14 protein-coding genes and 1 pseudogene are annotated in these 18,155 nt (G+C 70.0%); 6 read left to right on the forward strand and 9 right to left on the reverse strand.

Annotated elements, in window-relative coordinates:
* Positions 1-6: 6 nt before the first annotated feature.
* Entirely contained in the window at positions 7-735 is a 729-nt protein-coding gene (locus tag ACZ5SK_RS36650; RefSeq protein ID WP_334579990.1) for an ABC transporter ATP-binding protein, read from the forward strand.
* The gene (locus ACZ5SK_RS36655; RefSeq protein WP_334579991.1) at positions 732-3,020 is read left to right on the forward strand and encodes an FtsX-like permease family protein; all 2,289 of its coding nucleotides are present in this window, start codon (positions 732-734) and stop codon (positions 3,018-3,020) included. Before ACZ5SK_RS36650 ends, ACZ5SK_RS36655 begins: the two co-directional genes overlap by 4 nt.
* Positions 3,021-3,175: 155 nt before the next feature.
* Here ACZ5SK_RS36655 and ACZ5SK_RS36660 read toward each other — a convergent pair.
* Both ACZ5SK_RS36660 and ACZ5SK_RS36665 read right to left on the reverse strand, forming a co-directional pair.
* Positions 3,176-3,244, reverse strand: a pseudogene (locus ACZ5SK_RS36660) (excalibur calcium-binding domain-containing protein); the annotation flags it as partial.
* Between the two features lie 36 nt (positions 3,245-3,280).
* Positions 3,281-4,504 (reverse strand): RNA-guided endonuclease InsQ/TnpB family protein, encoded by a 1,224-nt coding sequence (locus ACZ5SK_RS36665; RefSeq protein WP_334579992.1) that lies wholly within the window; start codon positions 4,502-4,504, stop codon positions 3,281-3,283.
* Between the two features lie 25 nt (positions 4,505-4,529).
* On the opposite strand from ACZ5SK_RS36665, the gene tnpA reads away from it, so the two are divergent.
* Complete coding sequence (gene tnpA / locus ACZ5SK_RS36670; RefSeq protein ID WP_334579993.1) at positions 4,530-4,946, forward strand: IS200/IS605 family transposase; 417 nt, start codon at positions 4,530-4,532, stop codon at positions 4,944-4,946.
* Between the two features lie 427 nt (positions 4,947-5,373).
* On the opposite strand, the gene ACZ5SK_RS36675 is transcribed toward tnpA, so the two are convergent.
* Positions 5,374-6,330, reverse strand: coding sequence for an SMP-30/gluconolactonase/LRE family protein (locus ACZ5SK_RS36675; RefSeq protein ID WP_468577050.1), 957 nt, complete (start codon positions 6,328-6,330; stop codon positions 5,374-5,376).
* Positions 6,331-6,555: 225 nt separating this feature from the next.
* Here ACZ5SK_RS36675 and ACZ5SK_RS36680 point away from each other — a divergent pair, with 225 nt between their 5' ends.
* Positions 6,556-7,557 carry an SDR family NAD(P)-dependent oxidoreductase gene (locus tag ACZ5SK_RS36680; RefSeq protein WP_334579996.1) on the forward strand — a complete coding sequence of 334 codons (1,002 nt, stop codon included), beginning with the start codon at positions 6,556-6,558 and terminating at the stop codon, positions 7,555-7,557.
* A gap of 24 nt (positions 7,558-7,581) precedes the next feature.
* Here the strand turns inward: ACZ5SK_RS36680 and ACZ5SK_RS36685 are convergent, their stop codons facing one another.
* From ACZ5SK_RS36685 to ACZ5SK_RS36695, 3 genes are all read right to left on the reverse strand, one after another.
* Positions 7,582-8,088 carry a hypothetical protein gene (locus ACZ5SK_RS36685; protein WP_468577052.1) on the reverse strand — a complete coding sequence of 169 codons (507 nt, stop codon included), beginning with the start codon at positions 8,086-8,088 and terminating at the stop codon, positions 7,582-7,584.
* Positions 8,089-8,264: 176 nt separating this feature from the next.
* Positions 8,265-10,379: a SulP family inorganic anion transporter gene (locus ACZ5SK_RS36690; RefSeq protein WP_457495714.1), complete on the reverse strand. Its 2,115-nt coding sequence runs from the start codon at positions 10,377-10,379 to the stop codon at positions 8,265-8,267.
* Positions 10,376-10,981, reverse strand: coding sequence for a carbonic anhydrase (locus tag ACZ5SK_RS36695; RefSeq protein WP_334579999.1), 606 nt, complete (start codon positions 10,979-10,981; stop codon positions 10,376-10,378). Before ACZ5SK_RS36695 ends, ACZ5SK_RS36690 begins: the two co-directional genes overlap by 4 nt.
* 252 nt (positions 10,982-11,233) lie before the next feature.
* Here ACZ5SK_RS36695 and ACZ5SK_RS36700 point away from each other — a divergent pair, with 252 nt between their 5' ends.
* Together ACZ5SK_RS36700 and ACZ5SK_RS36705 are read left to right on the forward strand one after the other, a co-directional pair.
* Positions 11,234-12,220 carry a response regulator transcription factor gene (locus ACZ5SK_RS36700; RefSeq protein WP_468157869.1) on the forward strand — a complete coding sequence of 329 codons (987 nt, stop codon included), beginning with the start codon at positions 11,234-11,236 and terminating at the stop codon, positions 12,218-12,220.
* Positions 12,217-13,722, forward strand: a complete 1,506-nt coding sequence (locus tag ACZ5SK_RS36705; RefSeq protein WP_468577054.1) for a sensor histidine kinase — start codon at positions 12,217-12,219, stop codon at positions 13,720-13,722. Before ACZ5SK_RS36700 ends, ACZ5SK_RS36705 begins: the two co-directional genes overlap by 4 nt.
* A gap of 192 nt (positions 13,723-13,914) precedes the next feature.
* Here ACZ5SK_RS36705 and nirD read toward each other — a convergent pair whose 3' ends face one another.
* From nirD to ACZ5SK_RS36720, 3 genes are read right to left on the reverse strand one after another with little or no spacing between them, the layout of a single operon-like run.
* Positions 13,915-14,274 carry a nitrite reductase small subunit NirD gene (nirD, locus tag ACZ5SK_RS36710; RefSeq protein WP_334580002.1) on the reverse strand — a complete coding sequence of 120 codons (360 nt, stop codon included), beginning with the start codon at positions 14,272-14,274 and terminating at the stop codon, positions 13,915-13,917.
* The gene (nirB, locus tag ACZ5SK_RS36715) at positions 14,271-16,865 is read right to left on the reverse strand and encodes a nitrite reductase large subunit NirB (protein ID WP_468577056.1); all 2,595 of its coding nucleotides are present in this window, start codon (positions 16,863-16,865) and stop codon (positions 14,271-14,273) included. The genes nirD and nirB overlap by 4 nt, the downstream gene beginning before the upstream one ends.
* Positions 16,865-18,079: an NAD(P)/FAD-dependent oxidoreductase gene (locus ACZ5SK_RS36720; RefSeq protein WP_334580004.1), complete on the reverse strand. Its 1,215-nt coding sequence runs from the start codon at positions 18,077-18,079 to the stop codon at positions 16,865-16,867. The genes nirB and ACZ5SK_RS36720 overlap by 1 nt, the downstream gene beginning before the upstream one ends.
* Positions 18,080-18,155 lie beyond the last annotated feature (76 nt).

The raw sequence follows: 18,155 nt of genomic DNA on the forward strand, positions 1-18,155 counted from the left end.
GCCCAGATGCCCGCATCTAGGCTCCCTCTCGTCATAGGGGAAACCATCATCAACACGTCAGAAGTCCTGTCCGCCACGGGTGTCGACCTCTTCTACGGAGAAACACCTGCTGTCAGGAATGCCGACATCAGCCTGCGCCGGGGTGAAGTCGTGGCGATCAGCGGGCAGAGCGGCTCCGGCAAGTCCTCGTTGCTGTATTGCCTTGCCGGGGTCTTGCCCGTGGCGCGCGGTGAAGTCCGTTTCGAGGGACGCGTTCTCGGCGAACTCGACGACGAGGAACTCAGCAAGCTGCGCCGTGAGCGTTTCGGATTTGTTTTCCAGTACGGCGAACTCCTCCCGGAGCTGACGGTGGAGGAGAACACCGCCCTGCCGCTGCGCCTGGCCGGTCAGCGCAAAGCGGAGGCGCTGACCGCTGCCGGGGAGGTTCTCGGTCGGCTGGGTCTCGCCGACCTGCGGCAGCGTCGACCTTCGCAGGTCTCCGGAGGGCAGAGCCAACGCGTGGCGGTTGCACGGGCGTTGGTGCATCGCCCGGCCGTGGTGTTCGCTGATGAGCCGACCGGATCGCTCGACAGCGCGAACGCCACCGCTGTGCTGGAGGAGTTCCTCTCCCTGGCGCGTTCCCAAGGGACAGCCGTGGTGCTGGTCACGCACGATGCGCAGGTGGCTTCACGAGCCGACGGTCAGTATGCGATGTGCGACGGCATTCTCTCGGTCCTGGCGCGGGAGGCGACATGAAGGAACTCTTGCTGGGCCTAAGGCTGTTGATGGGCAGTGGGCGAGGCAACCGCGTGCGCTTCTTGCTCATGGCCGGAGGCAGCGCCGTCGGTGTCTGTTGCTTGGCCATGGTGCTTGCGATCCCAGGGATCCTGGCGGCGCAGGACGGACGTAAGGCAGCACGTGAGGGGGATTGCCGCGGCGGTCGCCAATTCTGTGTCGGCGCCAACAGGGCACCTCGTGAGGTCAGCCTGACGGACCCGTACGGATCCCGCCCCATGACCCGCGTCTTCCATGCGCCAGGTGCCTTCGCCATTGACCCCCCACCGGGCCTGAGTGAACTGCCCGCTCGTGGCGAGGTGTTCGTGTCGCCGCGGCTACACGAAGAGCTCAGGAAGGAGCCGGGGCTAGCCCAACTCGTGCCGGGGCGGGAACGGGGACTCATCGGCCCTCAAGGGTTGGCTCACCCAGACGAGCTGTACGCGTACATCGGCGTCGCCCGGGACCAGTTGAAGGGCGGGCAACCCGTGACGTCCTACGGGATGCCATATACAACCCACGAAACGGTGGAGCCCTCGACGCTGGACATCGTGCGGTTCACGCTGTCTGGTGTCGTCCTTCTTCCGTTGGCCGTCTACCTGTCGGTGTGTGCGCGGCTGTCGGCCGCAGCGCGGGCCCGACGGCTCGCCGCGCTGCGGCTGGTCGGACTGAGCAAGAAGGGTGTTCAGCGCGTCAACGCGGCTGAGACGGTCGCAGCGGCATTGCTCGGAGCGTTGCTCGGCCTGGGCGTCTACGCGGTGGCCAACCAACTCATCTCCCGTGTCGGTCTTCCTGGCTTCCGTTGGTATCCGTCAGACGGATCGCTGTCCCTGTCCGCCACCCTCATCTGCCTGATCGGTTGTCCGGCGCTCGCCTGGTTCGCGGGCGCGGTCGGAGCCAGAAAGGCTGCTGCGAACCCCTTGGCCGTGAGGCGTAACGCGGTGGAGAAACCGCCAGCGAAGTGGGGGCTGCTGCCGCTCCTCCCAGGCCTGGGCATCGTCGCCGGATACTGCGTCGCCGGCGCGACGGGACACGTGCCCCGAGACACCTCGGTCTCGTCGATCCTTATGCCGCTTGCCGTGGTGCTGGTGGGGGTCGGGCTCGTTTTGTCGCTCCCGATCCTTTCTCGGAGCCTGTCCCGGACGGTGACACGTACCAACTCTCTGTCTCTCGGCCTGGCTATGAGACGTAACGAGGTGGAACCAGGCGGGGCTCTGCGCGTCGCTACCGGTTTGGTGTTGCTCGTCTATGCGGCGTCGCTCGCCCAAGGAGTGCTCATCGAGCTGGACCAAGTCTCCAAGAACACTTCACCTGTGCAGTCGTACATGCTGTCTCTCGACAGTGTCCCCCAAGATCGGCAGCGGGCGTTTGAGACGGTAGCGGGTGTCCGTGGGCATGGCGTGGAAGCGAGCTCGTGGGCAGATCCGGCAATCGAGTTTCCACCGAGAATCTCCGCCGTGATTGCTACGTGCAGTCAACTTCGAGGGATGGTGCCTGAACTCGGGCGATGCACGGATGGACAGCCTTTTCGAGTTGTAAACCCTCGGGCGACGTACAACGAAGACAGTAAGCCTGGTGCGAGCTTCCCTTTCCACCTCAGGAATGACAAAGGCGAGCGGCGCGTGATGACGGTTCGAGTGCCGAAGCAACAGGTGATCTATCGGGATGAACCAGGACTCTCGGCGTTGAGTAGCAGCGACGTCGTAGTGCCGCCCTCTTTCCTGCCTGATGGCTTCCGACCTGAGGGGGCCAGCCTCACCTTGGTCAGCAGCTCAGCGCCCCAGACCGTCCGGTCTGTCCTCGACAACATTGGCGCTGTCGATCCGACCGCCAACGTGATGACACCCGGCATTGTGGTTACTGCCTTCCAACAGATCACCGTCGTCAAGTCGATCCTCGCCATGGGCATGGTCCTCGGCCTCATCATCGGCGTAGCCGCCTACCTCGTGGCTGCCACCGACCGCGCGGTCGAGCGCCGACCGCAGGTGACCGCCCTGTCTCTCCTCGGTGCGCGGCCTCGTACGTTGAGGGCTGTGCAGGTGGCGCAGGTGGTGTTGCCACTCGCGGCGGGCCTGGTGTTGGCGGTCGTCACAGGGAAGGCGGCTGAGTCCAGCTATCTCGTCAGCGGCGGGGGCGAGGTCTTTTGGGACGGGGCCGGTGTGCCGCTGTTGGTGGCTTCCGCTCTCGGAGTCGTTGCGGTCGCCGCCTTTGGATCCCTGCCGTTGATCGGGCGGCGGATCGATCCGGAGTTGATTCGGCGGGACTGACGGAGAGTGGGTGGACGTGGTGTGGGGCGGTACCTCGGGTATGAGGTGCCGCCCCTCTCTGGTGGATACGGCCGGCGGGCGACGGGACAGCCCTTCGGCGGTGTTTCGGTTCGTTCGGGTTCTGTTGCTGGTTCGGCAAACCTGTGCGGGTGTCGCTATTCGCAGCCGACTCCGTCTCCGTCGCGGTCCAGGTGGCGGCTTTGACTTGCACCTCGGGCTGAAGCCCGAGGATTCTGGCCTTCCCGATCGTTGCTGTGCCGCTACGCGGCACGGGGTTCGGTCGGGAATCCATGGCTTCCTGTTTCTTCGCGCTGTGCCGGGATCGCTCCTGGTCTTACCGGCGCTCCGCAGGCCGATGCCGCCAGTCCGGCGGCCGTCTTCACGTTGATCGCGGCATTGGTGTCCCGGTCGTGGACGGTGCCGCAGTTGCTACAGGTCCATTCCCGGACGTTCAGGGGTTTGGGCCCGTCCTTGACGCCGCAGGTGGAGCAGGTCTGGGAGGTCGGTGTGAACCGGCCGATCTTGACCAGGGTGCGGCCGTACCGCTCTGCTTTGTACTCCAGCATGCTGATGAACGATGACCAGCCGGCGTCGTGCACGGACTTGGCCAGCTTCGTGCGGGCCAGTCCCGCCACCGACAGGTCCTCCACAGCGATCCCTTGGTTCTCGGAGATCAGCTTCGTGGAGAGCTGGTGGTGGAACTCACGGCGTGCGTCGCCGACCCTGGCGTGGGCGCGGGCGACCTTGAGACGGGCCTTGGCCCGGTTCTTTGATCCCTTCTGCTTGCGGGACAGCTCCCGCTGGGCCTTCTTCAGTTTCTTCTCCGCACGCCGCAGGAAGCGCGGGGAGTCGATCTTCGTGCCGTCGGAGAGGACCGCGAAGTGGGTCAGGCCGAGATCGATGCCGATGCTGCCGTCGGTCTGCTGCATTCGGGCCGCGTCGGCGGCGGGGTCGGTGTCGATGACGAAGGAGGCGAAAAACCGGCCTGCGGCGTCTTTGACGACGGTGACGGAGGTGGGGGCGGCGGGCAGGGTGCGGGACCACTTCACCTTCACCGCGCCGATCTTCGGCAGGTTCAGACGGCCGCTGCCGGTGATGTTCCAGCGGGCGTTGGCGGTGAACCGGATCGACTGCCGTGTGTCCTTGCGGACCTTGAACCGTGGCGGGCCCACCCTCGGTCCCTTGCGCGTGCCCTTGAGGGAGGCGAAGAAGCCGCGGTACGCCTTCTCGGCGTCCCGTAGGGACTGCTGGAGCACCACTGCGGAGACCTCGCCCAGCCAGGACCGCCCGGCTGTCCGCTTCGCCTCGGTGATCAGCTTCCGAGACAACTGACTGGCCGTCGGGAACGGCTGCCCGGCCTTACGGGCGTCTTCACGGGCACGCACGGCGTCGTTGAACACGACACGGGCGCACCCGAACGCCTTCGCCAACGCGGTCCGCTGGCCGGTGTCCGGGTACAGGCGGAAGCTGTACCTGAGCTGCATGGCCGTCACCCTACATACTTGGGTTATGGGTGAGATGCGGGAGATCAGAACTGGTCGGCACTGTGTTTTCGTGATGCATGTGCACTTGGTCTTCGTGACCAAGTTCCGGCACAAGGTGTTCACCGATGCCCACTTGAGGCGGATGGAGGAGATCATGCGGTCGGTGTGTACGGACTTCGAGTGCGACCTGGTGGAGTTCAACGGTGAGGACAACCACGTCCACCTGCTGGTGAACTTCCCGCCCAAGGTCGCCGTGACCAAGCTGGTCAACTCCCTCAAGGGCGTCTCGTCCCGCCGCCTGCGCCAGGAGTTCCCCGATCTGGTGCGCCACTACTGGCGGGCCAACAAACTCTGGTCCGGGTCCTACTTCGCCGGAACCGTCGGCGGCGCCCCGCTCTCCGTGGTCAGGCAGTACATCGAACAGCAGAACCGGCCCGTGTGAGCACCACCGGCCCCGTCTGGGAAAGCCCTCCCGACGCTCCGCGCCGCAGGCGAAACGCGGTCTCCGGCTCCGCCGGACCTGACTCTGCGACGCTCCGCGTCGCCACCGTCAGATTCGCTTCACCACCGGCCTGAAGGCCGATGCACTGCGAATGAAGACCGGTAGCGGTGCAGGGCGCTCGCTGTCGCGCCGGGGAAGAGGTGGAAGTCGCCGCCCTCGTGCTCGACGTGGTGGATCGCGCGGCTGGTGCGGGCGGAGAGGCCGCGGATGCGTGTCGGCTGGGGGGCCTTGCGGGTGCGGAGGCCGGGAGACCGGCGGGCGCGTAGCGCGCCGGGGCGGCTACGCGCCATCTGCCTTTCGGGCGGCGGTGATGGTCGTCGTCATGCGTTCATGATGTCACCCGCCCGGGTGACGGGTTGCGGTGGCGTCAGATCGGTACCGCCACCGCCGTGAACGTCGTCTTCGGGAGTTGTGGGCTGGTGAAGCGGGCGTTGACCAGGTAGAGGCGGTTGCCGTAGCGGGCGGCCGTGGTGGGGACGTCGAAGCGGGGGTCGGTGATCGTGCGGGTCAGGGTGGCGGTGGTGGCCGTGCGGTCCAGGGACCAGACGCTGATCAGGTTGAGGCGGTTCTGGACGACGTACAGGGTGCGGCCGATGCGGTGGAGGCCGTCGCCGTTGACGACGTCCGGCGCGCCGACCAGCTTGATCCTGGTGGCGTGGCCCGTGCTGGGGTTCACGTTGTACAGCTCGCCCGGTGTGCTCCTGACGACGATCAGGCCGCGGCCGTCCGGCGTGCCGACGATCCCGTTGGCGTTGATGACGTCGGGGAGTTGGACCCAGTCGCCGGTGAGGGGGAGTGCGCGGATGTCGCCGCCGGCGTGGCCGCGCGGGACGCCGTACAGGACCGCGTCCTGTGAGTCGGTGAACCAGGCGCGGTCGCCAAGCAGGGTCACGTCGTTGATGAAGTGACCTGCGGTTTGGGTGAGTTGATGGGTCGTCACGAGTGTGCCCGTGCGGGCGTCGACCACGCGCGCCACTCCTGTGCTGCCCGCCACGTACAGCAGGCCGTCGTGGTCGAGCTTCAGGCCGACCGCGACCTGTCCGGCGCCGCCCGCGTACAGGACCCTGCCCTCGCCGGTGCGCAGGTCGGTGCGGTAGATGCCGCCGTTGGCGCGGGAGCCCTGGTAGGCGTATGGCTTGCCGCCGATGGCGATGCCCTCGGGGAGCCAGCCGTCGGGGAGGGGGTACTCGGTCGGCCAGGAGGGGGTGGGGGTGAGGGTGCCGGCGGTGGCGGGGGTCGTCGTGGCCGTGAGGGTGAGGGCGGCCAGGGCGGTGCCGCCGAGGAACGTGCGGCGGGACGGGGATGCGAAGGGGGTGGGTGTCATGGTTACGTGCCTCCGGGGTGGGGTGCGGGCGGCGAACGGCGTAACACCGTGAGCTGTGGCCGCAGTGGGTGTGCGGCTTTGCTTCTGCTTTGAACTTCGTTGGCGAGTAACGAGCCGTCGCCCGACCGTGTTCCTCCGATTGGCTGTCGAGTTCCTTTCAATCCAGTCTGGAGGCGTCGTCGTAGGCTGCGGCGAGGGGGCGGCAGCAGTGGAAGGAGTGCGGTCATGGCAGGCTGGAGTGTGCGTGACATCCCTGATCAGAGCGGTCGTACCGCTGTCGTCACCGGGGCCAACAGCGGGCTCGGGTACGTCACCGCGCGGGAGCTTGCCCGCAAGGGGGCGCGGGTCGTGCTCGGCTGCCGGAGTGAGGCGCGGGGGCGGGATGCCGTTGCGCGGCTGCGTGGTGAAGTGCCGGGTGTGGAAGTTGAGTTGGGGCGGCTCGATCTCGGGGATCTCGGCTCCGTGCGGGAGTTCGCGGAGTCGTTGCCGTACGAGCGGCTCGACCTGCTCGTCAACAACGCGGGCGTGATGGCGATGCCGTACGGCACGACCGCCGACGGGTTCGAGACGCAGTTCGGGGTGAACCACCTCGGGCACTTCGCCCTCACCGGGCTTCTGCTGCCCGCGCTGCTCGCCGCGGAGGGCCGGTCGGCCGGGGTGCCGATCAGCGCTCAGTCCGGGGCGCAGTCCGGCGCGCAGACCGGGGCGCAGGCCGGGGTGCGGGTTGTGACCGTCTCCAGCATGGCCCATCTGTTCGGCAACATCGATGCGAACGATCTCAACTCCGAGCGTCGCTACCGCCGTTGGACCGCCTACGGCCGTTCCAAGACGGCCAATCTGCTGTTCACGCACGAGCTCGCGCGTCGGCTCGCGGCGGCCGGGTCCGGCGTCGTGGCGGCCGCCGCGCACCCGGGGTACGCGGCGACCAACCTCCAGACGGCCGGGCCGCGCGCCGAGGGGCGCCGGGTCGCCGAGCGGCTGATGGCGCTCGGCAACCGGGCGATCGCCCAGTCGGCGGAGGCCGGCGCGCTGCCCACCCTGTACGCGGCGACCGCGCCCGGTGTGCGCCCGGACTCGTTCACCGGACCGTCCCTCGCGATGTGGCGCGGGGCGCCCGCACCGTCGCGGCGGGCGCCCTGGACTCTCGACGACCGTGCGGGGGAGCGGTTGTGGGCCGCCTCCGAGGAGCTGACCGGGGTGTCCTACGCGGCCGTCCTCAAGGCTTGAGCCCGCTCAACCGCTCAACCCCGGCTACTGGTCGCAGGCCGTGGAGACGCGGACCTTGTTGGACCACGTGTTGGTGGCGGTGTCCCACACCATCATCGTCGAGTCCTTCGCGTAGCCGTACGCCGTGCAGTCCAGCAGGCCCGTCGTCACGTTGAAGGAGCCGCCGGGGCGGCCGGTGATCCGGCGGGCGGTGGCGTCCTTCGTCCAGACCGGGATGCCGCGCGGGCCCGAGTCCCGGAAGAGGGCGATCCGTACCGTGCCGCCGACGGTGAAGCCCTGGCCGTGCATGTCGATGCCGTAGATGCCTATGGTGCTGCCCCTGCGGGTGGCCCAGGCGTACGGGGTGCTGCGGTGGGCCTGGGCCTGGGCCTGGGCCTCGAAGGCCTGACCCCGCCCTGGTGCCGGTGCCGGTGCCGGTGCCGGTGCAGATACAGATGCCGGTGTCGACGCCGATGCCGAGGTTGCGGTGAGGGTGGTGACCGCCGCGACGGCGAGGACGGCCGCGGTGCGCGAGACGTGCGAAAGGTTCATGATCGTTCCCCGATCTCCGCCGGCCGCGCTGCGGTGCGCGGTCGATGTCCTGGGGGACACCGGACCGCGCACCGGGGTTGCAGCTTCGTCGGAGGGTTCGGGGGTGCGGAAGCACGGGGGTGGTGCGGCCGCCCGGCCGCACGTGACCTGTACCTACGCCGCCCGCCCGGGCCCTGTCAGTAGGAGGCGTAGCCCTGCGTGTACCCCCCTCCCTGGCTCTGGCCGTAGTCCTGCCCGCGGCTCTGGCGGTAGTCCTGGCCGTAGTTCTGCTCGTAGCCCTGCCCGTAGTTCTGCTCGTGGCGCTGTGGGTGCTCCGGGAGGTATTCGTCCACGGCCGCGTACTCCTCCACGTACCGCTGCGCGAAGTCCTCCGGCATCGGTGTGGTGTCCAGGTAGAACCACTCGGCGGTGGGGCCGGGGGCGGAAACGGCTACGGACGCGGTGGCGGATGCGGTGGCCGATGCCGGGACGGGCTGGCGGCGCGGCAGCGGGTCGGGCTGCGGGGGCGCCGCACGTTCGGCCGCCGGGGCCATGCCCTCGTCCACTGGTCCTACGGACCCCACGGACCCCACGGATTGCACCGGCCCCTCGGCCCCCGCGGGCGATGGTGTCGCCGGGCCCGGCATCAGCAGTTCCACTCGTAGGCCCTTGCCGCGTTGCTGGGCGGTGAACTCCTCCACCTGGCTGCGGCAGGCGTGGTCGAGGTGGGTGACGCCGGTGAGGTCGAGCCGGATGCGGGGTTTGCCGGCCTCGGCGGCGGACTCCAGTGCCTCGATGACCTGGGGCAGCCGCAGGAAGGTCGCGTTGCCGGCCATCACCACCTTCGCGGTGTCGTCGTCGATGTGCTGCCGGATGACCGTCTGCGACATGCGCACCGCGGCCAGCACGATGCCCGCCGCGAGGCCGACCAGGACGCCCTCCAGGAGTGCTGTCGCCACGATCACCAGCGTGGTGAGCGTCATGACCGCGAACTCGCCGCGATCCTGCCGCCACATCTTCGGGAACTCGGCGGGCGCGAAGAGCTTCCAGCCGCTGTGGACGAGCACGCCCGCGAGGACCGAGATCGGGATCAGGGCCAGCACCTGGGGGAGCAGGAGCGCGAAGGCCAGCAGCCACAGGCCGTGCAGGGTGCGGGAGAGCCGGGTCTTGGCGCCCGCCTGGACGTTCGCCGAACTGCGGGCCACCACCGCCGTGATGGGCAGCGCGCCGACGAGTCCCGCGAGGGTGTTTCCGGCGCCCTGGGCGATCAGCTCGGGGTTGTAGCGGGTGCGCGGTCCGTCGTGCATACGGTCCACCGCCGCGGCCGTGAACAGGGACTCCGCCGAGGCGATCACGGTGAAGGTGAGGATCGCGGTGATGATCCCGGCGTCCGCCAGTCCCGCGAACTGCTCCGGGCCGGGGACGTCGACCGAGGCCAGCAGGTTGCCGACCTGGAGCGTCTTGACGTCCACGCCCGGGGTCGCGGCCACCGCGATGCCGATGCCCACCGCGACCAGGGCCGCGGGCACCTTCTTGATCGGCCCCGGCGCCTTCTTCCAGAGAAAGCTCAGGACGACGGTGACGACGCCCAGGCCCGCCGCGATCAGTGCCTGCGGGTCGGCGAAGGTGTCCGCGAGCAGGCCGGGGATGCCGGCCATGTTCTCCAGCGGGGTGCCGGGGGCCTTGGCGTCCATCGCCGGGTACGCCTGGCTGAACATCAGCGGCAGACCGATGCCCGCGAGCATGCCCTGGACGACGGCCAGCGAGATCGCCTGGAAGAACCGGCCCAGTCTCACCAGCCCGAGGACGATCTGGAGGAGCCCGGAGAAGAGCACGATCACACCGAGCATGGCCACGCCGTACTCCAGCACGGTCTCCGCGACCAGCGCGGCGAGACCGGCGGCCGGGCCGCTCACCTGGAGCGTGCTGCCGCGCGCCGCGCCCACCACCAGACCGCCGATGACACCCGAGATGATGCCCAGCTCGGGGGAGACGCCGGAGGCGACGGCCACGCCGATGCACAGCGGCAGCGCGACCAGGAAGACGACGAGGGAGGCGGTGATCTCGGTGGCGAGATCCGCCTTCGGGCCGTCCTTGGCCCCCCGCGGTCCTTTCTCGGGCTGCTGGCGCTTCTGGGGCTGCTGGCGCTGCTGGGGCTTCGCCGTGTAACCGGTCGTGTCCTCTGTAGGGGTGTCCGCCCTGTTGTCGGGAGCCCTGCTGTCCGGAGCCCTGGGGTCCGGAGCCCTGGGGTCCGGAGCCCTGGGGTCGCGGGCCCGCATGCCGCGGGTCCTCGTCGCGTGGGCGCCGCTCATGCCGCGTGCACCCGGAACAGGCCGTCCGTGTCGAGCTCGTGCACCTGGCCGGTGTCCACTTCGTAGTACCAGCCGTGCAGTCGCAGTCGTCCCGCGTCGAGATGCCGACGTGCCGTCGGGTAACTCCGCAGCACGGCAAGCTGGTTGACGACGTTCAGCTGGGCGACGTCCGGCATCGACGGGTCCTCGACGTCGCCGTCCAGGACGGACGCCAGCCTCGGGCGGGCCAGTTGCAGCCAGGCGTCCACGCCGGGCAGGGCGGAGAGGTCGTCGCCGGACTTGAGGGCGCCCATCGCGCCGCAGTGGGAGTGGCCGCACACCACGATGTCCTGAACGCCGAGCACCTCCAGTGCGTACTCGATGGTGGCGGCCTCGCCCGAGGCGCCCTGCCGGCCGTGCGGCGGAACGATATTGCCCGCGTTTCGCAGCTCGAATATCTCACCGGGCCGTGCGCCCGTGATCAGGGCGGGTATCACCCGCGAGTCCGAGCAGGTGATGAACAATGCCTCGGGATATTGGCCTTCGGCCAGCCGCCGGTATTCGCCGCTTTCGAAGTCGACCCGTCGTTTGAACGAGCGGGCGCGGTCCAGCAATGCCTTCATGGATCCTCCCAGGTCAGAGCTGGTCGTCGTGGGAGTCCGACCAGTTCCTCATCACCGTAGAGGGGCGTTTGCCAGGCGAAGGTTAGAGGAACACTAAACCGCCGACAAAAATGGGACAGTTTTCGTCCGGAGCTGAGCCGCTGCTCACATTGTCCGGGAGGGGTGCGGCGTTTTTCTTACCGTTCTTGTAGCGTGACGGAGCAACGGATCCACGGAACACGCGAATTCGGTTCACGGGAGAGACGGGAACGCATGGGTGTACGAGTCCTGCTCATCGAGGACGACCGGACGATCGCCGAACCGCTCGTCGAGGGCCTTGGCAACTTCGGCCTGACGGTGCATCACGTCGGCACCGGCAACGAAGGGTTGAGGGGCCCGTACGGCGATGTCGTCCTGCTCGACCTGGGCTTGCCCGACATCGACGGCATCGACGTCTGCCGGGGCATCCGACAGACCTCCGACGTCCCCATCATCATCCTCAGCGCGCGGGGCGAGGAGGCGGACCGCGTCCTGGGCCTGGAGCTGGGCGCCGACGACTACCTGGCGAAGCCTTTCAGCATGCGTGAACTCGTGGCCCGGGTGCGCGCGGTGACCCGACGGACCCAACGGGGGCTTCAGGAACGGGACTTCGCCGAGACGGGCCCCGGCTACAACGCCCAGCCGCAGCCGCAGCCGCAGCCGCAGCCGCAGCCGCAGCCAGAGCCGCAGCCCCAGTCCCAGCCCCAACTCACTGGCGATGCCGTCGGCCCCCTCGTCGTCGACCGGCGGACCCGGCAGGTCTGGGTCGGACCGGACTCGGTGACACTGACGCCCAAGGAGTTCGAGCTGCTCGCGCTGCTCACCGAGGATCCGGGGGCCGTGTATTCGCGGCAGCAGATCCTCGACCGGGTGTGGGACCCGCACTACCAGGGGCCGACGAAGACGCTGGACGTCCATGTGGCCACCCTGCGAAGGAAGTTGGGCCACCCGGCCTGGATACAGACCCTGCGCGGAGTGGGCTTCCGGCTGGCCGTGCAGACCACCTCACCGGACACACCTCAGGCCCCCGCCCCGCAGTACGCCCCCGCGCCGGAATATGCACCCGCGCCACAGGCACCCACGCCCCCCGCATACGAGCCGCAGGCCCCGTACCCCCACCGAACCCATGACTTCACCCAGACCCACGACTTCACTCAGGCCCACGACTTCACCTCGGCCCATCGGTTCGACGAGCCTCACCCCACGGCGGCCTACCGATGACCCGTCGGCTGCTGCTCAGCTATCTCACACTCGCCGCGCTGGTCCTGGTCTGTCTGGAGATCCCGCTGGGCTTCGTGTACTCGCGGGGCGAGCGGGAGCGGGTGACGAACGCGGCGAAGGACGAGGCGGAGTCGGTGTCGGCGTTCGCCTCGCTGTCCATCTCGGCCGGCCGGGCGGCGCAGGACCTGCCCGAGCGGGCCGCGCACTGCGCCGAACGCATCGGCGGCAAGGTGCTGATCGTCGACGAGCGCGGCTCGCTGCTGGCCAGCTCGCATCCGCTCACCGCGAGCGAGGAGCGCGGCCTGGCCTCCTGGCCGGGCATCGCCGCCGCGCTCCAGGGGACGGCGACGGCGGACGTCCGCACGTCCACCATCGGCGGGGTGCAGTATCTGGCGGTGGCCACCCCGGTCCGGCACGGCGTCGAGGAGCAGGGCGCCGTCCGGATCACCCTGCCGACCCGGATGGTGTCCGAACGCGTTCACCACGTGTGGCTGTTGCTGGCGCTCGGCGGCCTCGCCGCGCTCACCGCGGTCGCCGTCCTCGGGTTCGTCATCGCCCGCTGGACCGGCCGTCCGATCCGTGAACTGGAGCACGCCACCCATGAGTTGGCCGTCGGCGGTGCCGCCACGCCCGTCGCGATCACCAAGGGGCCGCCGGAGGTCCGCAGTCTCGCCGCGACCTTCAACCGCACCGCCGCCCGTCTGGAACACCTCCTGGCCTCCCAGCGGGCGTTCGCCGGCGAGGCCTCGCACCAGCTGAAGACGCCCCTCGCGGCGCTGCGGCTGCGGCTGGAGAACCTGGAGAACGACATCGCCCTGAACGCGCGGGGCTCGCTCACCGCCGCGCTGACCGAGACCGACCGGCTGGCCCGGATGGTCGAGGGGCTGCTGGCGATGGCCCGGCTCGACGAGAGCGCCGCCGAACGGGAGACGGTCGATCTGGGCCGGGTGTGCGCGGAGCGCCACCGCGCCTGGACGCCGCTGTACGAGCAGCACGGCGTCTGGCTGGCGCTGGCCGGGGACTACGCGGGCGAGGTGCTGGCGCTGCCCGGCGCGGTGGAGCAGATCCTCGACAACCTGCTGTCCAACGCCCTGCGGGTGGCGCCCCCGGGCTCCACGGTCTCGATCGACCCCCGCCACCAGGCCACGCGCGCCTCATCCCACGAGCGGCGTTTCCCGCACCGGCAGCCGAACCGTCCGGCGGGTCCGGCGTGGGTCGAGCTGCACGTCATGGACGAGGGGCCGGGCATGACGGAGGAGCAGCGGCGGCGCGCTTTCGACCGCTTCTGGCGCGCCCCGGACGCGCCCAAGGGCGGTACCGGTCTGGGCCTCGCCCTGGTGCAGCGCCTCGCCCACGCGAGCGGCGGCGAGGTGGCCCTGCGGCCCGCGCCGCGCGGCGGCCTGGACGCGGTGGTCCGGCTCCCGGCGGTACCGGCCCTGCCCGGCGTGCCCGCACCCCGGTCGGCCAGACCCCTTGAGACCACGGCGCCCGGCCGCCGGTAGACAGACGGCAGGTAGGTAGGCAGAGGGCGGGCGGGCAAGCAGGACGGCGGGCGGCAGGCAGGACGGCGGGCGGCAGGCAGGACGGGCGGGCCCGTCAGACCGTCCGCCCGTCAACAGCTGCCCGTCAACCGTTGGCCGTCAGGCCGCCCGCCCGTCAACCGTTGGCCGTCGGACCCGCCCGCCCGTCAACCGTCAGGCCGTCCGCACCTCGTACGTCGCGATGCGTACCGTCTCGTCGTCCAGGCACTGCCCGCTCCGCAGGTCGAACCGCTGCTTCAGCAGTGGGGAGGCGACGAACGGGCGGCCCTGGTGGGTGCCGGTCAGGCCGCGGGAGAGGACGGCCGCGCCGCCGAACGGGTCGCGGTTGTCGATGGCGTACAGCTCGCCCGCCCGGTCGCGGAACAGGGCGACCTGGCGGCCGTCGGGCAGCAGGGCGGCCACGCCCCGGCCGGGGAGCAGCTGGGTGAGGTCGCAGACCGTGAACCAGTCCTCGCCGCCCTCCTCCAGCCGCAGGTGGACCTTGAGGTCGGTGGTCTCGATTGCCAGGGTCATCGCTGGGTGCTCCCTTCCAGGGGACGGTGGCCGATGGTCAGCAGCGGCAGGTCGGGCTTGATCTGGTCGCGCTCGGGGACGAAGCCGACGACCGGGTCGGGGGTGTCCGGCGCGTTGACGAAGGACACGAACCGGGCGAGCTTCTCGGGGTCGTTGATGGTGGTCGCCCACTCGTCGGCGTAGTGCGCGACGTGGTCCTTCATCAGGGACTCCAGCTCCTCGCAGATGCCGAGGGAGTCCTCCACGACCACGTCGCGGACGTGGTCCAGGCCGCCGGGGATGCGCTCCAGCCAGGTCGAGGTGCGCTCCAGGCGGTCGGCGGTGCGGATGTAGAACATCAGGAACCGGTCGATGAGGCGGATCAGTTCGGCGTCGTTGAGGTCCTGGGCGAGGAGGTCGGCGTGGCGCGGGGTGGCGCCGCCGTTGCCGCCGACGTAGAGGTTCCAGCCGCCCGAGGTGGCGATGATGCCGAAGTCCTTGGACTGGGCCTCGGCGCACTCGCGGGCGCAGCCCGACACCGCCGACTTGAGCTTGTGGGGCGAGCGGAGTCCCCGGTAGCGCAGTTCCAGGTCGATCGCCATGCGGACGGAGTCCTGGACGCCGTAGCGGCACCAGGTCTGGCCGACGCAGGACTTCACCGTGCGCAGGGACTTGCCGTAGGCGTGGCCGGACTCAAAGCCGGCGTCGACCAACCGGGTCCAGATCAGCGGGAGTTGTTCGACCCGTGCGCCGAACATGTCGATGCGCTGACCGCCGGTGATCTTCGTGTAGAGGCCGAAGTCGCGGGCGATCTCACCGATCACGATGAGGCCCTCGGGGGTGATCTCGCCGCCGGGGATGCGCGGGACGACCGAGTAGGAGCCGTTCTTCTGGAGGTTGGCGAGGAAGTGGTCGTTGGTCTCCTGAAGCGCCGCCTGCTCGCCGTCCAGGACGTAGCCGCTCGCGCCGATCGTCGGGGCGAGGGACGCGATGATCGACGCGACCGCCGGCTTGCAGATGTCGCAGCCGTCGCCGCCCCGGGCGTCCTCACGGCCGTAGCGGTCGAGGAGGTCCTGGTAGGTGTTGATGCGCAGGGCGAGGACGATCTCGTACAGCTCCTCGCGGGTCTGCGCGAAGCAGCCGCACAGGCCCTTGTCGACCTCGACGCCGGACGCCTCCAGTTCGGCGGTGACGAGCTGGCCGAGGACCTTGACGCAACTGCCGCAGGTGGTACCGGCCTTGGTGCACTTCTTCACCTCGGGCACGGTGGTGCACTGGTGGTCGGTGACCGCGGCGCGGATGGTGCCCTTGCGAACGTTGTTGCAGGAGCAGATGATCGCGTCGTCCGGCAGCGCGGTCGGGCCGAGCTGGACGGACTCTCCGGCACCGGCGGGCAGCACCAGCGACTCGGGCGCGACCGGCGGGACGGAACCGGTGAACGCCTTCAGCGTGCCGTACGCCTCCGCGTCGCCGACCAGGATGCCGCCGAGCAGGGTGCCGTCGCGGCCGATGACCAGCTTCTTGTACAGGCCCGAGCGGGAGTCGGAGTAGACGACGTCGAGGCAGTCGTCGGTCGCGCCGTGCGCGTCGCCGAAGGAGGCCACGTCCACGCCGAGCAGCTTCAGCTTGGTGGACAGGTCGGCGCCGGTGAACTCCGCCTCGTCCTCGGCGATGGTCGCGGCGGCCGTCTCGGCCTGCTCGTAGCCGGGGGCGACCAGGCCGTACACCCGGCCGTCGGAGGCCAGCGCGCACTCGCCGATCGCGAAGACGTGCGGGTCGGTGACCGTACGGCACTGCTCGTCGACCGTGATGCCGCCGCGCTCGCCGACCGTGAGACCGCAGTCGCGGGCGAGCTGGTCGCGGGGGCGGACGCCGGCGCTGAACACCACCAGGTCGGTGGAGAGTTCGGAGCCGTCGGAGAGCTTCATGCCGGTGACCGCGCCGTTCTCGCCGACGACGATCTCCTGCGTGCCCACGCCCGTGTGGACGGACAGGCCCATGTCCTCGATGGTGCGCAGCAGGGCCGCCCCGCCGCCCTCGTCGACCTGGACGGGCATCAGACGGGGTGCGAACTCCACGATGTGGGAGGTGAGTCCGAGGCCCTTCAGCGCGCCGGCCGCCTCCAGTCCGAGCAGCCCGCCGCCGACCACCGCGCCGGTCGTCGCCGTCCTGGCGTACTCCTCGATCGCGAGCAGGTCGTCGATGGTGCGGTAGACGAAGCAGCCCTCGGCGTTCTTGTTCGGCACCGGCGGCACGAAGGGGAACGAGCCGGTGGCGAGGACGAGGGTGTCGTACTCGAAGACCTGGCCGGAGCGGGCGGTGACCTTCTTCGCCTCGCGGTCGATCGTCTCCGCCGGGTCGCCGACGTACAGCTCGATGCCGTGCGTCTCGATGAACGCCATGTCGGTCATGGAGAGGTCCTCGGGCGTCTTGCCCGAGAAGTACGAGGTGAGCGCCACACGGTCGTATGCGGGACGCGGCTCCTCACAGAGCACGACCACGCGGTGCGTGGCGGTCAGGCCGCGCTCGGCGAGCGCTTCGAGGAAGCGCTGGCCGACCATGCCGTGGCCGACGAGCACGATCGTGGGGGTGGCCCCCAGGGTGGCGGTCATCAGGAGCCTCCATCGTTGGTGAGCAGGTGAAGCAGGGGGCCGCCGTCCGTGGGGAGCGGCTCTGCTCCCTCCCAGGCGCGGGCGAGTGCGCCGACGGTGCCGAGTTCGCCGACGAGGACCCCGCCGACCAGGCGGTCGTCGCGGACGACGACCTTGCGATAGGTGCCCCGGGTGGCGTCGGCGAGCTGCACGACGTCGTCGCCGGGCAGCGGCTCCGTCTCGCCGAACGCGGCGAGGTCGAAGGCGCTGTGCCCGGCGAGCGTGAGCCGGGTGAGGGCACGGGTGCCGCTGTAGCGGGAGTTCGCGGATCCGGTCAGCGACTCGGCGAGGACGTCCGCCTGTTCGAGCGCCGGGGCGGCCAGTCCGTACACGTTCCCGTCGTGCTGCGCGCAGTCGCCGATCGCGCGGATGTGCGGGTCGGACGTGCGCAGTTCGTCGTCGACGAGGATGCCCTTGTGGACGGCGAGCCCCGCGTCCTTGGCGAGACCGGCGCGCGGGGAGACCCCGCAGGCCAGCACCACCAGATCGGCGCCGAGGGTGTAACCGTCGGCCATCTCGACCGAGCGGACGGCCCCGCCGACGCAGCGCACGTCGCGCACCCGGCACTCGGTGTGGACCTCGACGCCGAGGTCCTTCAGGTGCCGCAGCACCAGCTTCGAGGCGTTCGGGTCGAGCTGGCGCTCCATGAGCCGCTCGGCCTGCTGCGCGAGGACGACCTGCGCGCCGCGCATCGCCAGGGCGCGGGCCGCGGAGACCCCGAGGAGTCCGCCGCCGATGACGACGGCCCGCACGCCCGGCCGTACCGCCTTCGACAGACCGAGGCAGTCGTCCATGGTGCGGAAGGCGTGGACGCCCTCCGGCAGCACGTGGTCGGGGGTGAACAGACCGCGCAGGGGCGGCAGCACCGGGTTGGAGCCGGTGGCCAGGACCAGCGTGTCGTATGCGATCTTCGAGCCGTCCGCGCAGGCCACCGTCCGCCGGTCGCGGTCGATGCCGGTGACCTGGGCCCGGACCAGTTGGGCGGGCGCGGGCAGCGCGATCACCTCGGGGGCGTACCGCCCGGCCAGCACCTCGGCGAGCAGGACCCGGTTGTAGGGCCGGTGCTCCTCCTCGCCGATCAGCAGCGCGGGCGTGCCCAGCTCGCCGAGCCGGCGGGCGAGTCGTACGCCCGCGAGGCCGGCGCCGATCACCACCACACGCGAATTCGAGGTCATGTCCAGGAGCGTGCGGTGCCGACGTTACCCGGCCGCATCACGGTTGTTTCCCGCGAGGAACGCTGCCCTCAGCGGG

It is taken from the genome of Streptomyces sp. NPDC031474, from assembly GCF_055581185.1.